17 protein-coding genes are annotated in these 13,250 nt (G+C 59.0%); 7 read left to right on the top strand and 10 right to left on the bottom strand.

Translation table 11 applies throughout. The features are described 5' to 3' along the window. Positions 1–72: 72 nt before the first annotated feature. On the top strand, positions 73–441 hold the full coding sequence (locus M8523_RS25335) for a hypothetical protein (RefSeq protein WP_282587682.1): 369 nt from the start codon (positions 73–75) through the stop codon (positions 439–441). Between the two features lie 385 nt (positions 442–826). On the opposite strand, the gene M8523_RS25330 is transcribed toward M8523_RS25335, so the two are convergent. From M8523_RS25330 to M8523_RS25320, 3 genes are all read right to left on the bottom strand, one after another. Then, positions 827–1,315, bottom strand: coding sequence for a hypothetical protein (locus M8523_RS25330; protein ID WP_282587681.1), 489 nt, complete (start codon positions 1,313–1,315; stop codon positions 827–829). Positions 1,316–1,332: 17 nt separating this feature from the next. Next, positions 1,333–1,593: a hypothetical protein gene (locus tag M8523_RS25325; RefSeq protein ID WP_282587680.1), complete on the bottom strand. Its 261-nt coding sequence runs from the start codon at positions 1,591–1,593 to the stop codon at positions 1,333–1,335. 144 nt (positions 1,594–1,737) lie between these two features. After that, positions 1,738–4,590: a beta-propeller fold lactonase family protein gene (locus M8523_RS25320; RefSeq protein WP_282587679.1), complete on the bottom strand. Its 2,853-nt coding sequence runs from the start codon at positions 4,588–4,590 to the stop codon at positions 1,738–1,740. Positions 4,591–4,881: 291 nt separating this feature from the next. On the opposite strand from M8523_RS25320, the gene M8523_RS25315 reads away from it, so the two are divergent. Together M8523_RS25315 and M8523_RS25310 are read left to right on the top strand one after the other, a co-directional pair. Further along, the gene (locus M8523_RS25315; protein WP_282587678.1) at positions 4,882–5,517 is read left to right on the top strand and encodes a hypothetical protein; all 636 of its coding nucleotides are present in this window, start codon (positions 4,882–4,884) and stop codon (positions 5,515–5,517) included. A gap of 145 nt (positions 5,518–5,662) precedes the next feature. Then, positions 5,663–6,016, top strand: coding sequence for a GNAT family N-acetyltransferase (locus M8523_RS25310; protein WP_282587677.1), 354 nt, complete (start codon positions 5,663–5,665; stop codon positions 6,014–6,016). Positions 6,017–6,268: 252 nt separating this feature from the next. Here M8523_RS25310 and M8523_RS25305 read toward each other — a convergent pair whose 3' ends face one another. Genes M8523_RS25305 through M8523_RS25295 form a run of 3 tightly spaced genes read right to left on the bottom strand, consistent with a single transcriptional unit; the run spans position 6,269 to position 7,878 of the window. Beyond that, complete coding sequence (locus M8523_RS25305) at positions 6,269–6,664, bottom strand: DUF1761 domain-containing protein (protein WP_282587676.1); 396 nt, start codon at positions 6,662–6,664, stop codon at positions 6,269–6,271. Between the two features lie 7 nt (positions 6,665–6,671). After that, on the bottom strand, positions 6,672–7,463 hold the full coding sequence (locus M8523_RS25300; protein WP_282587675.1) for a class I SAM-dependent methyltransferase: 792 nt from the start codon (positions 7,461–7,463) through the stop codon (positions 6,672–6,674). A 10-nt stretch (positions 7,464–7,473) separates the two neighbouring features. After that, positions 7,474–7,878, bottom strand: coding sequence for a GFA family protein (locus M8523_RS25295; protein ID WP_282587674.1), 405 nt, complete (start codon positions 7,876–7,878; stop codon positions 7,474–7,476). Positions 7,879–7,952: 74 nt separating this feature from the next. On the opposite strand from M8523_RS25295, the gene M8523_RS25290 reads away from it, so the two are divergent. Continuing rightward, the gene (locus M8523_RS25290; RefSeq protein WP_282587673.1) at positions 7,953–8,612 is read left to right on the top strand and encodes a TetR/AcrR family transcriptional regulator; all 660 of its coding nucleotides are present in this window, start codon (positions 7,953–7,955) and stop codon (positions 8,610–8,612) included. 139 nt (positions 8,613–8,751) lie between these two features. Here the strand turns inward: M8523_RS25290 and M8523_RS25285 are convergent, their stop codons facing one another. Then, positions 8,752–9,438 carry a response regulator gene (locus M8523_RS25285; protein WP_282587672.1) on the bottom strand — a complete coding sequence of 229 codons (687 nt, stop codon included), beginning with the start codon at positions 9,436–9,438 and terminating at the stop codon, positions 8,752–8,754. Positions 9,439–9,568: 130 nt separating this feature from the next. On the opposite strand from M8523_RS25285, the gene M8523_RS25280 reads away from it, so the two are divergent. Next, complete coding sequence (locus M8523_RS25280; protein ID WP_282587671.1) at positions 9,569–9,817, top strand: hypothetical protein; 249 nt, start codon at positions 9,569–9,571, stop codon at positions 9,815–9,817. 229 nt (positions 9,818–10,046) lie between these two features. Further along, positions 10,047–10,559, top strand: a complete 513-nt coding sequence (locus tag M8523_RS25275) for a hypothetical protein (protein ID WP_282587670.1) — start codon at positions 10,047–10,049, stop codon at positions 10,557–10,559. 18 nt (positions 10,560–10,577) lie between these two features. Here the strand turns inward: M8523_RS25275 and M8523_RS25270 are convergent, their stop codons facing one another. Both M8523_RS25270 and M8523_RS25265 read right to left on the bottom strand, forming a co-directional pair. Then, on the bottom strand, positions 10,578–11,003 hold the full coding sequence (locus M8523_RS25270) for a hypothetical protein (RefSeq protein WP_282587669.1): 426 nt from the start codon (positions 11,001–11,003) through the stop codon (positions 10,578–10,580). Then, on the bottom strand, positions 11,003–11,641 hold the full coding sequence (locus tag M8523_RS25265; RefSeq protein ID WP_282587668.1) for a recombinase family protein: 639 nt from the start codon (positions 11,639–11,641) through the stop codon (positions 11,003–11,005). Before M8523_RS25265 ends, M8523_RS25270 begins: the two co-directional genes overlap by 1 nt. A 317-nt stretch (positions 11,642–11,958) precedes the next feature. Here M8523_RS25265 and M8523_RS25260 point away from each other — a divergent pair, with 317 nt between their 5' ends. Continuing rightward, positions 11,959–12,810, top strand: a complete 852-nt coding sequence (locus M8523_RS25260) for a YncE family protein (RefSeq protein ID WP_282587667.1) — start codon at positions 11,959–11,961, stop codon at positions 12,808–12,810. Between the two features lie 217 nt (positions 12,811–13,027). Here the strand turns inward: M8523_RS25260 and M8523_RS25255 are convergent. Beyond that, a partial coding sequence (locus M8523_RS25255; protein WP_282587666.1) for a hypothetical protein occupies positions 13,028–13,250 on the bottom strand: 223 nt, incomplete at its 5' end.

The raw sequence follows: 13,250 nt of genomic DNA, 5'->3' as shown, positions 1-13,250 counted from the left end.
CCCAACGTGCTTGAGCCAAGGAAGGAAACAGCCCGGTTTCTCCCGAGCGATCCGACAAGTGCGAGGACGAATATGACAACCATCGTCAAGATGCTGAGGGGCGTCGCTATTGTCACCGCCACGCTCGCGCCGCTTGCAAGCGCCGCACACGCGCAGGACTACGAGGGAGACCCTGCCTATCACCGGCCGATGGACGATGGCGACCAGAGATTTCGGCGTCGCCACGACGACCGCGATCAGGGCGATCAGGGCCGGGACAATGGCTCTCGGCGACAACGCGGTGATGACGCGGCAGATATCGCGGCAGGTGTGATCGGCGGGCTCGCAGGATCGGCTGCGGCCAACAACGCCTACGGCTCTGGGTGTCACTTCGAGCGCCGGCCCGTCCTAAACGAGGACGGGGACGTTATCGGCCGCAGGCGAGTGCGGGTTTGTGACTGAGCGCTATGTGCGCTCTCCAAAGCCCAACCATGGCATGGTAGAACGACACATGGCGATCTTGGCCTTCATTGCTCGTCAACCCTGACCGGCGATAATCCCTATCGGCGCGCCGCTTGTGTACTGCCGTAGTGATGGCAGATGGCGGTGCGCCACTCAGGCAGGCCGAGACGTGGGCGAGTAGGGGCCCCGCGCCCCGGCCTGGGCCTCACGCGGCGAGCCAGCGCGAAGCCATCAAGAAGATGGATGCAGGCATTGCTGATGCCGATAGACCTTCCGGTCGCGCGTCATCCTGCCAGGCCGTTGAGATCGATCTCATCGAAGCTAGCGAGCACTACGCCTTCCGCGAATTCACCGTTTTTTGGATCGACCGTGCGCGAGAAGGCGATCACGCCGACGTTGCCAGCCGCAGGAGAAACCACTTGGGTAGGTGGCGCGAAATCTCTCTGTTCGGCGTCTCTTTGGCTTCGCCAGGCACCACCATGCCGTCCTTGCCTTGCGTGAACGACACTCCGACATGAGTCGATCGCATCGACATGCGAGCTCGGTCCGTCAATGTACCGAGGTGCTTCGGTCCATCGATCAGCAGCCGGACCAGGTGGCGCTTGGACACGTCGATACCGATCGACCGGACTTGGTCCAAAAGACGTGCCGCCGTCACCTGGCCCTGGTGGTGTTGGGCCAGCACGAAGCGACGCAGCGCACGGCCAAAGTGTCCCGTCACCGCGTGCGGCAAGGCCGCCGTCACGGTCTCGCCGTGCGGGGTCACCCACCGCTCTCGGCGGTAGCGCACGGTGTGGACCCGCAGCACGAGATCCTGCACCACGAAATTGGCGTAGCCCTTGAACCGCGATCCCGCCAGCGCGTCGGCCTTCACCAGGCGATCCTCGTGGATCACCCGGCGCAGCGTCTTGGGGCCGCCGCCGCGACGCCCGGGCTGGAGGCATCGATGACGGGACGGCTCGCCTTCTCCATGCCGCTCGGTGGCACGTTCGGCTTGATATCCGGCCGACCCTTCAGCCCCTTAAGGCGGGCGATCTCATCCCACTGATCGGCAACGACGCGGCCCAAAGCCGAAACCCGACCAAGCAGATCCACCACCAGAGCTTTCAGCTCGGCCGTGAACAGCGCCGCGATGTTGGGCGGGTTCGACATGCCACAAGGGAATCAGATCACCCGCAGGCTGCATAGCGGAAAACGAGGCCTCTGCCCGCGGTTTGCCCCTCTTACATCGATCGGCGTCCGGACCCTGCGCCGATCGATGATTTGGCTCGGCGACCCATATCGGATCTGGGTACCTCAATCATCATCACCATCGTCGTCTTTATGACGAGCCATTGGCGGAACCTGGCTCGCCAGAGAGCGGCCTCCGTTCGTCGGATAATCCGTCTTCATCAGTCCCGCCCAGAGGATTTTGTTGTAAAGAACGGCGTCGACCTTGTCCTCCTCGGCGAAGTTCATTCCTTGGGTCTTGTCCACCCAGTAGGCGAGACTCCGCGGGCTCTTGGCTTTGGCGGCGAATTGGATGTTCTTCGGTAAGGGCAGCGACGTACTCTTCAACAAGGGCGACGCAGTGCCCGTGAACGTCCAGTTTGGATTTGAGGTGTCGAACACGTCTGACATCGGCCGTTGGTTGGCATCGTAGATACCGAGATGATCGATCCCAAGAACATCCGAGATGGTGCGGAGCACGTTGACGGTCGTGTAGTGCGTGCTGATGACCGTATTATGCTTCACGTAGGGGCCCACCACGTAAGCAGTGCTGCGGTGAGCATCGACATGGTCTGGACCATCCTGCGCGTCATCCTCGAGAATGAAGATTAACGTATCGCGGGCAAAGGGGCTCTTTGCGACTGCCTCGACCAACCGGCCTACGGCATAATCATTGTCGGCAACCTGGATATCGGGACGGTTCACGCCGTCGATCGCAGCTGCATAGTTTCCCGTGTGGTCGTTCATTAGTCGGACGAGGCTGAGGCTGGGCAAGTTACCATTCGCGGCATAGCCCGCGAATTCGCGCTCCCACTCCCGCTCCCGGTAGAAATCGGGGTAGGCGTCGTCAAAGCCGCGATAGAAGACGTCCGTGACAGGCCCGAGTTGCGGATTGGCCGACGTCGACTGCACCGAATTCGGATACGGGGAACGGTCGCGAGGAATTTGCAGCGCGGCGGCCGGCGTGCCCGCAACGTTGTAGCGCGTGAGATCAATGAAATAACCGTAGTTTCGTACCGTCAGGCCCGCGCGCTGCGCGGCATTCCAGATATAGCCTTGCTGATATTCGCCCTTGGGACCGTCCGGTGCCGCGACATTACCTTGTCCCGGCAGTGTGTCGGGGTCGAGAGTGGCCGCGAGCGGATCCGCGGCAACGCGGGCCGCCCCCGTGAGAGCCACGTTTACGTTCCTGTTGGTACCCTCCCAGTCATAGGAGCCGCCGCCACCGTTCCCGGCATAGTTCGGAGGAAGCATCTTGGCGCCCGCATCGGACTCGCGCGCCGCCGTGCTCCAGGGCCAGCCGTTCCCGCTGACGTCGCCCGTGTCGTAGAAATTATCAAGCGCGACAAAGTTATTCGCAAGAGCGTGCTGGCTCGGCGTCGTTGTGCGCGGAAATTCGGCCAGATGTGAGTCACTATTGCCCTTGCCGAGGTCGCCAAGGATCTGGTCGTAGGTGCGGTTCTCCTTGATGATGTAGATCACATGCTTGATGGTCTTGCGCAGAGCCGCGATCGTGCGGTCATCGTCGCGCTCTTGGTCGAAGCCGTTGTTGTCGGCAACCTGTCGGGTCAGTCGGGCAAGCTCATCCGCCCCGGGGGTCGGCACCGACAGAAGCGCAGATCCGGTCAGATTCAAGATATATTGGTTCGGCGCGAAGGTGACGGGCGAATTCGGCACGGGACAAGGGACAGTCTCATAGCCGAGGCAGTTGCCCGGGTTTGGGCCAGGGTCGGATTTTGCATTGCTGATATAGAGGGTGCCGCCATCCGCGGCGACGCGGATGTCGGAAGGTGACCAGCCGGTCGGGATCAGACCCACCAGCCGGGGAATACCGCCCGCGACCGAAACCACCGCCACGGCATTGGTGCCACGATCGGTCACATAAAGGGTGTTGCCATCCGGCGAGAGGGTAAGACCGTTCGGCGACGCACCCTTGTACTTTGCACGATTTGGATCGAGCACCCCGTTCGGCGCGATGGTCGACACGGTTCCGGTGACGACGTTACGGGCTGTGTCAATCACCGACACCACGTCGGCGTTGTCGCTCGCCACAAACAACATTCGCCCGTCGCGGCTGACCACCATCTTATTCGGGTTTCCCTGGAGCGGGATACGACCGAGAATGACCGGCACCTGCAAGGAGATATCCAGCACCACGAGCTCACGGTCGCGTTCGCTGCTGACATAGGCGCGTGTGCTGCCGACGATTGCGATCGAGTTCGGATATTCGCCACCGGGCGTACCCGGCACGCCGCCGTTCTTGCCTGGTCGAAGGTCGCGCTCGCCGATCACGCTGCGGAGCGTCAGGTCAATCACGGACACCGAGTCGTTGTAGCGATTGGCCACAAGCGCGCGTTTGCCATCACCGGTAACAGCGACGCCCGTCGCGGTCGGCTGCTGGCTGATCCCATTCGCGGTCTTGTGTCCGAGGGCGATAGGCGTACCGGATTCGACCCAGTTGGCACCTTGGAGGGTGAAGACGTGGAGATTGTCCTCGCCTGCGCCCGGCACGTAGAAAGACTTTCCGTCCGGCGCGAAGGCGATGCCGACGTAGCTGTTGGATACCTGCAGAACCTGGCGCTGCACGGCACGGCCGCTGCTCACATCGAACACGAAAACAAATTGGGTCGAGTCCTTCGGCAATTCCTTACCCGCGGCGTCGACGACGTAGTTGTAGCCTGTCGTCAGAACCAGAAGGGTCTTTCCGTTGGGGCTGAGAGCTTCCGAGTCCGCGTAACCGGCGGGAAGCTTGGGCATGTCCTTCAAATTGGGGTTGAGCGGTTGATAGGCTGCTCCCGCGGCCGCCGTGGGTGTGATCCACTGGCCAGTTGGCAGGAGGGTGCCAGCATGCGCGGCAACCGGTTGGTCGGCTCGGCTCGGGCTCGCCCCGAACGTGACGGTCAGTCCCAAAAGCGCAATAGAAATGAAGTTCGAATGCATGAAGCCGCTCCTCGCGGTGATCGGCTGGACAATCGCAGGGTGCGATAGAGGCTTTTTATGACGGAGGCTTGAAGAGGTCGGCGTCGTTCGCGCCCATCGGGATGTCGCGGCCAGCTCATCATCGGGCCCCGCCCCCCTGCAGAGGCGACTAAATGGCGCAGCCGAGCTCTGCTTCAGCCATCGTGCTCTCTCGCCGTTGGGCGACGCTGCAAAACGTTACGTATCCGTTAATCGGCTGTCTTGATTCCGTTCTAGGCGCGCTGTGCAAGTCTCACTGAGGAGAGAACATCTATGACACGGCTATTGACGATCGCAGCGGCCATGGCCGCGTTTAGTCTCGCGCAACCAGCTTCGGCTGCGATCATGCAGGGCACAATCGGCGGCACCATCACGTACGGCACCGATAGTTTGAACCTGTTCGGCGGCGGCAGTCTCGTGTCCAAGGCCGTTGCCCTGAGCTACAGCTACGACAGCGCTCTCTTCAGCTCGAACCCCTACGGCATCTGTGGCGCTTCAGACGCCTGCAATATCTCGCGCACCGCCGCGGCCTTGACGGTTGCCACGACCATCGGCGGCACGACACGGACCGATACAAGCGGCCCCGTGGCGGAGGTCGACTTCTTCGCGAACGGTCCCACTGTGTCGCTCTACCCCACGCTGCCGCCCAACAACGGGGTCTACAACTACACGATCCTCAACCTGACACTGAGCAACGCAGGCCAGATCGGGCAATCCCTGTCGCCGGCCTTCGGCCCTTCCATCACCGACCGGCTCAGCTTCACGGTCGACAATCAGACCGAATTCCTGACCTTCACGCCCTCCGTCTCGGCCGTCCCGCTGCCCGCGTCATTGCCGTTGTTCGGCGCCGCCCTGCTGACGCTCGTCGGACTTCGTTTCGGCGCGACCCGGCGGTCCTCGGCAAGCTGAGAAGCGACGTCATCGGCCGACGCTGTCTGCCCGGTCGACGCCTTGCGTAAAGTGATGATTAGTTCTCCGGGCCTTGAAGTGGAGGCCGAGTCTTGAACCATGGCGCCAACTCGGGAAATTCATCGTGCGGTAGCGGTGTAGCCTAATGCCTCGATATGGATCGGCGCGGGGCCCTGACGCCGATAGGCGCCGTAACTGCCTGAATTACCGAAAACCGATAGGGTCCCTTGCCAATACTGTTTCACACCTGATCGCGGTCCATCCCGATCGCCAGGGCCAGGGGCGCGGCACCGCTTTGCTGCGCCATGTCGAGCGGGTACTGGCAGCACGGGGCCAGCGCGTGCTTTTGGTAGAGACGTCGGCCCTCCCCGCGTTCGAGCGCACCAGAGCCTTCTACCGTCAATCCGGCTATGGCGAGGAAGCCCGCATTCGGGACTTTTACCAGGCTGGTGAGGACAAGATCGTGTTTCGAAAGGCTTTGAGGCGCGATGCGACCTGATTATTCATGATTTACGCGTCCATAAGTCCAGCAGACTGTGTGGAAACTCCGGCTGACTTTGGAGTGGGCCGAAATCGAGGGCATTTTTGGCCTCGCCTGACGTGTTCAGGTCCGGTTGATCGCGACAAGCCGCTCTGGAGAGGCTCCTTTTCGGCAGCTTCCGGAGTTTTCACACAGTCTGCAAGAATTACACAGCGGGATGAGTAGTCGCTTTTCGAGCTCATCTCGTGCATTGAATTGATTTGTTCGGCTTCAATGGAAGTAGCCGAGTACGGCACCCTGGGCTGCAAGCAGTAGGAGCCAATGCCCGCCATCCTGCCAGATGAGTGATGGATTGCGGCGTTGAAAGACCACGTTTGTGGCCAGGGTGGGCAGCACGAAGCCAAGCCAGATGGCAGCACCCGTCAGAAAACACTTCACAACGCCAGCCGTGTTCATGCGGTCGATAGCAATCCACAAAGCTACCGCCATGATTGATTGACCCACGAGGGCGATTGCTAATTCAGCCAGTTTGGGCCGATATGGTACAGGGCCTTCGATCCACCCGACGGCTCTGCGCCATTTACGGCCGAGGGCAAGGTACCACAGCGATCCCAGCACATAGCTGCAGAGGGTGGCGGCAATTACGGCGACTGCTGCAATATTCATATATCGATCAATTTTCCATGTGCAGGGCTGCTCGGCGTCCAATTATTGCGTGGGGGCAAAAGGAGCCGCCGCTTAAAGCGCCGATAATGCGCGATTCCGCTCCGCCCGTATCGACGATGATGTTTTGAAGGCTGAGTAACTCAAGCTGTCTTCGATAGTCGGCATAATGGGCGATGTCGGCAAGAACGAGCGCCCCTTCGGGACGCAGCACGCGCACCATTTCAGCTACGGCTCGTGCGCGGTCAGAAGCATCAGGCAGATTATGAATGACCCAATGCGACAGCACCACGTCAAACGTCGCATCCGGGAATGGGAGTGACCGCGCATCCCCGGTGTGGACGTTGATGCGTTCGGCGACACCTTCGCAGCGAGCGTTTTCAAGGGCGGCGTCGGCGGTATTGTCGGCTTGGTCTACCGCACGCCAGAGATCGATGCCGGTAGCCCTGCCAGTCGTGAGCCGGCGTGCCGCCCCGATCAGCATCAGCCCACGGCCGCACCCGACATCGAGCACTGCCTCCCGCCCTGTCCAAGGAATGACCGTTGCCACAAGGTCGAGCAGTCGTTCGCGCGTGCGTAGTTTGCCGAGGCGGCTGGCATAGGTCATGTAGGCTGCCATGCCAAGGCCGTAGAGCATTGCCAAGGCAGCGACGGCGGCGGTGATTAGAGTGATTTCTGAAACCAACCCGACGGTAGAAGTTGCGACAGCTATGGCCAGTCCGGCCATAAAAAGACACACGACTCCCGCGATGAGCATGCCACGACGCACACCTGGCGCGTCGATGCCATAGTCCGGTTTCATCGCGAAGGCCTCACGATGCCATCCCGGGAAAGTCTTGCAAGCCGACCACGGGCTTATCCCATGCCGGGGCGCACGCTACATACATATTGACCTGCGGCGCGACCTGGTCCGCGTTGTCCAAGGTTCCGGCGCGGATCAACGCCAGGCCAGGCAGGCCCGATGGATGCGTGAAGAGCGTCGTGGCGCAGATGGGGCAAAAAGTGTTGCGGATGGACTGCCCGCTATCGGCTGGCTTGATGAATTCCTTCGTCTCGCCGGTTATCGTGAGCGTCGAGTCAGGTACAGCCACGGCGGTGATATGACCCGATCCACTCTCACGTCGGCAATCGACGCAATAGCAGTTTCCCATGAACACAGCCGGGATACATGCTTCGTAATGCACAGCGCCGCAGAGACAATGGCCCTTGAATGACATAGCAACTCCCTTCATAATAATGAACGACGCCGTTCACTAATGAGGTATCTTCTGTTCGTTCGTCAAGGCAAATCGTGAGAACTCCGAGTTCAGGACGCTCAGCCGGCAGGCCACGGGACCATGAGAAGGGCCGTGCCATCCTTGACGCCGCCTGGTTCCTGTTTCTCGAACGTGGCGTTGAGGCCACGTCGATCGAAGCCATTGCGGCGGCGGCGAAGGTTTCGAAAGTGACCCTCTACAGTCACTATCCCGACCGCACGGCACTATTCGAGGCTTCTGTGCGCCGCGAAATGGAAAGGATCGAGCAAGCTCAGGGGCTTCACCGGCACGATACCGCAACACCGTTCATCGATCAGCTTCGCGCGTTCGGCCTGGGCATCATGTTTTTTCTAACAAGCAGACCGGCGATCGACTTCTACAACGTCGTCGCTGGCGAATTGCGTCGCCATGAAGACTTGGCCCGCGCCTTCTACGATCTTGGCCCTGGCCGCACGCGTGCAAACTTGGCCGCGCTGCTGAACGCAGGCGTGCGCAGCAAGCAACTCAAGAAGCTCGACCCACATATCGCTGCGGAGGAACTGTTCGGCCTCTGGCAGGGCTTTACGAACTTCCAGTTCTCCCTTGGCATCGATATTGACGCGACCCGCGCTGACCTAAGCGCACGGGTCGAGCGTGGTGTACGTATTTTCATGTTGGCCTATGGGGCAAAGCCCGTGCATTCACGGCTGCGGTAAGACTGGTGCGAAATTCAAGACATTTGAGACAGGCAAACGTCCTTTGAAAAGGTTCGGCTTTTCCGTTTCATATATCCGGTGCGAAAGTCATTTACGTCGGGTATTCTGAGAACACCTCGCCAGGCAGAAGGTCATGGTGTCAGCTCACGTCGAATGTGTAGCCCTCATTACGCACAGTTCGAATGGGACCATCCTCGCCGTTCAGAGCCAAGGCACGACGTAGGCGGCCGATACGCACATCGATCGCTCGGCCAGATGCGATCAAATCCTCAGCCTCAAGGCACCGGGCCAGTTGCGCGCGCGAGACCACCCGCCCGGCGTTCTCCATCATGTGCGCGAGCATCCCAACGTCGCTGGTCGTTATTTCGATCTGGCGCCCCGCGCGGCTAACCCGCATGGTAGTTCGATCGATGACGATATTACCCACTGTCAGAATATCGGCGCTCAGCGCAAACGTCCCGACGCGCCGAAGACACGACCGAATACGTGCGGTCAATTCCCGAGGGGAGAAGGGGATGACCACGTAGTCATCCGCCCCGGCATCGAGACCTCGGACACGGTCGCTCTCGTCCGCCAATGCCGTCACGATGATAATCGGCAGCGTCCGTGTCCTTTTCCGCGCTCGGGCGCGATGGCACAGTTCAATCCCCGATATCCCTGGTAGTGGCAGGTCAACCAGCACGATGTCAGGTGCTGCCCTGGCCAAACGCGCATCCGCTTCGTCTCCCCTAGCGATCACCTCAACCGTAAAATCAGCATGCACCAGCAGTTCGACCAGCGTCTGCGCATCCGCGTCGTTAGCCGTCACGATCATGGCCTGCGGCACTGGAACCTCACCCACACCAAGCGCTGTCTTTTGAGAACTGAGGGCAACGTCCGTGTGACAGCGGGCGATCGGGAGTAGGTGCTGGATCAAACGCCAGAGAATTTGTAAACACGATGCCGAGGGGGAAAACATGTCGGAATTCATGCACCCGCTAGCGCGCGAAGCCCACGTATGGCCCTCGGCCGGGCTGAGCGGGACTGTCAGAAATATCCTGGTAGTCATCACGACATTGGACCTGCGCAAGTCGAGCAAACGCTACAAGGCTGACAAGGTGGAGCTGCTGAGCGATGCGGCACAGACTTGGATCGAAGAAACGAAATCGGCCGATGAAGTGCTGCTCATCAATCGGCCGCGAGACTGGACCCAGCCAAAGCCTTGATTTGCTCGAAGCGCCGATCAGGATGCGCTCGACCTCATCGAGGCTGATCTCATGGCGGCGGCCATGCCTTAATCAAAGCGCTGAATGGGATGCCGGCGCGCTGATCACCTAACCTGGCCTTGGTCGTCGAGGGATTGGTTAATAAGTTTCGAGCTCACTGCATCTCATGGGTCTCTTCCACGTAACTTCATGCCGATCCACGGGGCCGCGTGATCAGAAAGAGCATTCCATGAAGCGAAATTCTATCTATCTGACCAGTCTCACAGTTTTAGTCTGCATGGGGCTGTCGCCTGCGCAAGCAGCGCTGCTAAATTTCGATCTCACTGGTTCACGGAATGCAAGCTTTCAGCTCGACTCAAATCCGACTCCAGACATGTTCAGCTCGTCTTTCGTAGGGTCGCAAATTCAATTTTCTAATGTATCTGGCATCTTTGGTGGTACGGCTGGCACGGCGGACATTTCATTTGGGACCTTTCTTATAAATCAACTGAACATCGACAGCGCGTCGCTTGGATTCACCCAATTTTCTGGCCCCGATATATTCACTGGAACAGCGGCGATGCCTGTTTTTGCTCCGAGCACTTTTCAGTTGACGGGCTTCATTTCCGGCGCCAGCACCCTGACCATCTCGCTGGCGAATAGCGTTGCGACAGTTCCCTTGCCAAAGACTCTGCCACTTTTCGCCGCCGCTTTGGTCGGGTTCGGCCTGTTCCGACGCCGCAAGGCCGCACTGGCCGCCTAGGCCATGCGTTCTCTTATTTCACGGCCTGTAGGGGCCTAGGAATAAGTCTCCGATGGCCTTGCGCATGCGCAAGGTCAGTCGCCGCTGCCGGCGATGCTCGTCGCGATCGTGCAGCATGTGGCAGCGCTGGCAGAGCGCTTTCAAATTGCGCGGCCGGTTGTTGCTGGGATCGTGATCGAGATGAGCCGTTGCCAGCACGACCTTGGTCTGGCGCATGGCATGGCTATCGAGGGCGATCAGGCGCGGTAAAAGACGGCCCCGCCCGCAGCGCCACATTTGGCGCTCCTCATCGAACCATCTGCCGTCGCCCAGATGCTGGACTTGCTGACCGTGGGGCCGGCCGCACATTTCGCAGCGGCCTTTGGCCCGCTCGAACCGGATCACGGCCGAAAGCTGGGGCCAGTCGAGCGGGTAGAGCCATTTAAATTCGGGGCGGATCGGCATCAGGCCACCTCTCCTGCCGCCTGCTGCGCCGAAGCGATGCGCTTGGCGATCTTGGCAATCGTCATGGGGCTGCATCCGAACGTCGCCCGGATTTGCGTGTAGCTCGCGCCGGCCTTCAGCATAGCCGCGATCCCGTTGTTGCGGGCGGCGTCCTCTTTCCGGCCTTTGTAAAGGCCCGCCGCCTTGGCTCGTGCCGTCCCTTGCGCCTGACGGCGGCGACGATCGTCGTAGTCCTTGCGCGCCACGGCCGCCAGCACGTCGAGCATCATGCCGTTGATGGCCTGGAACACGCGGCCGGTGAATTCGTCGCTTGGCTTTGCAAGCATCCAGGATGTCGGCAGGTCGAGCGCCACGATGCGCACCTGCCGCTGGTCGATCATGGTGCGCAGCTTTTGCCAGTCGTCGGCAGTCAAGCGGGACAGCCGGTCAACCTGCTCAATCAGCAGGAGATCGCCGGCATGGCTGTCAGAGAGGAGACGGAACAGCTCGGGTCGCGCGAGCTTCGCACCGCTCTCATTCTCGGCATAGAAGGCGGCGATCGACAGGCCCCGCTCTTTGGCGAAGGCCACCAGCTGCGCCCGGGCGCGTGAGGCGTCCTGGTCATCAGTTGAGGCTCGGAGGTAGGCGCGAACGAACATGATCAAAAATACAGTTAGGATACTCCACTATAATTGATCCATTTTAGATGGTCAATTGACGATAATGGAGTGGCCTCTTTGATACTCCAGTTGAGGCATACCCATATTAGGCCGACGGGCAGCCGATGAATCGACACCATGGGTCTCACCTGCCAATCACGAGATGTTGACACTTCATTAACTACTCGCAATGATGCGCCGCCTAACTAGCGGGGAGTGTATTAGCCGAGACCCGGCCAAAATTATTTGTGCATCAAACTTTTTTTCCCCGCTTCCGTCTTTGAAGTCGGTTCTTTCGTGTGCCTGGAGGATTATCCATGAAGTCACTTCTTCACCTGTTCACCGCCTCAGCCTTTTCCATCATATGCGGATCCACGATTTCTCAAGCAGCCAGCGTCAATACAATTTGGGTCGATAACGCTACGAATGGGCCGCCTATCATTCAAGAGTATGATCTAACAACTGGCGCTCTATTAGATCAGATAAACGCACCCAACGGAAGTAACGGTCGCGGTATCGTTCAGATCGGCAACGATTTGTACTATACAAGCGCCACCACAGGTAGCGTTTTTGAATATAATTACGTTACCAATACAGATCTAGGAACGGTTTTTACAATTCCTGGAGCGTCGGGGCTATCAACAATAGCGTATGACGGTCACAGTCTATATGTTGGCGATTACTCAGGTACAAATGCCGTCTATAAGTATTCACTTGGCGGAACCCTTCAACAAACACTTCATCTCGCAAACTGCACAGGTTATTGCGATGGTCTTGAGTATGCAAACGGCTATCTGATTGAGAATGAAGGTGATGCTGACAATATTTATGACAAATATGACCTTAGTGGAAATATTGTAAAGCAAGATTTTATTACAGGAACTCCTGGTGGCTCTACTGGTATTGCTTTCGACGGGACAAACTACTACACCGACAATGTATTTACTCCAGGGTCGGTTAACGAGTATGACTCTGCCGGTAATTTTATAAAGACACTTAATTTTTCGGGGCAGAATTACTACGCTGGCGAAGATCTTTCAGTCAACTACTCGGTCGTGATCCCGAGCACTGTTCCGCTGCCTCCGGCGTTGCCGATGTTCGGAGCGGCCCTTCTTGGTCTTGGCGCTGTTGGCTATCGTTTAAAGCGAAAATCCACACTTTCTGTTTGAGCCTTCCGACAAGGTCGAAAAGCGCGCCCGTGGTGTAAGCTGCGGGCGTTTTCATTTGCGCCGCTACATTCACCCTAGTTCAAGAAGGTATACTCAAAGGGAACTCCTCAGCTGGGTTGACCGGGCCTTGGTGCAGGCGAGTGAGCGTGGCACTTAAAGGCTCCCGCGTGATTTCTGGAATCGCGTGAGCGGCCAAAGATTGCGGATGACAAAGTCTCTAGGCGAGCGTTTTGTCGAAGAGTGCCGCAGTGGCCGGTTTGCTCTGTAAGCTATAAGGCTGGTTGGAAATGTTGTTCAATCTTACATCTTTCCTTTTGGCACCATTTAGGAACCCCAGAACGCCAAAGGTCGCAATCACTATAATGTAATTACCCAGGCCATTTGGAGGCTGGTCAGGCGCTGACGGTCTGGAGAATGACCTGAAAGGCGTTGGTGCCGGG

Origin of the sequence: Lichenifustis flavocetrariae, assembly GCF_026130545.1 — a bacterium.
In the GTDB taxonomy this organism is placed as follows: domain Bacteria; phylum Pseudomonadota; class Alphaproteobacteria; order Rhizobiales; family Beijerinckiaceae; genus Lichenihabitans; species Lichenihabitans flavocetrariae.
Note: the sequence above shows the minus strand (reverse complement) of the source record. Positions and strands in the feature narration are given on the sequence as shown.

Coding starts and splice junctions, on each gene's coding strand:
- M8523_RS25335 (WP_282587682.1), top strand. CDS start 73: ATGACAACCATCGTCAAGATGCTGAGGGGCGTCGCTATTGTCACCGCC.
- M8523_RS25325 (WP_282587680.1), bottom strand. CDS start 1,593: ATGTCGAACCCGCCCAACATCGCGGCGCTGTTCACGGCCGAGCTGAAA.
- M8523_RS25320 (WP_282587679.1), bottom strand. CDS start 4,590: ATGCATTCGAACTTCATTTCTATTGCGCTTTTGGGACTGACCGTCACG.
- M8523_RS25315 (WP_282587678.1), top strand. CDS start 4,882: ATGACACGGCTATTGACGATCGCAGCGGCCATGGCCGCGTTTAGTCTC.
- M8523_RS25310 (WP_282587677.1), top strand. CDS start 5,663: ATGCCTCGATATGGATCGGCGCGGGGCCCTGACGCCGATAGGCGCCGT.
- M8523_RS25305 (WP_282587676.1), bottom strand. CDS start 6,664: ATGAATATTGCAGCAGTCGCCGTAATTGCCGCCACCCTCTGCAGCTAT.
- M8523_RS25300 (WP_282587675.1), bottom strand. CDS start 7,463: ATGAAACCGGACTATGGCATCGACGCGCCAGGTGTGCGTCGTGGCATG.
- M8523_RS25295 (WP_282587674.1), bottom strand. CDS start 7,878: ATGTCATTCAAGGGCCATTGTCTCTGCGGCGCTGTGCATTACGAAGCA.
- M8523_RS25280 (WP_282587671.1), top strand. CDS start 9,569: ATGTCGGAATTCATGCACCCGCTAGCGCGCGAAGCCCACGTATGGCCC.
- M8523_RS25275 (WP_282587670.1), top strand. CDS start 10,047: ATGAAGCGAAATTCTATCTATCTGACCAGTCTCACAGTTTTAGTCTGC.
- M8523_RS25270 (WP_282587669.1), bottom strand. CDS start 11,003: ATGCCGATCCGCCCCGAATTTAAATGGCTCTACCCGCTCGACTGGCCC.
- M8523_RS25265 (WP_282587668.1), bottom strand. CDS start 11,641: ATGTTCGTTCGCGCCTACCTCCGAGCCTCAACTGATGACCAGGACGCC.
- M8523_RS25260 (WP_282587667.1), top strand. CDS start 11,959: ATGAAGTCACTTCTTCACCTGTTCACCGCCTCAGCCTTTTCCATCATA.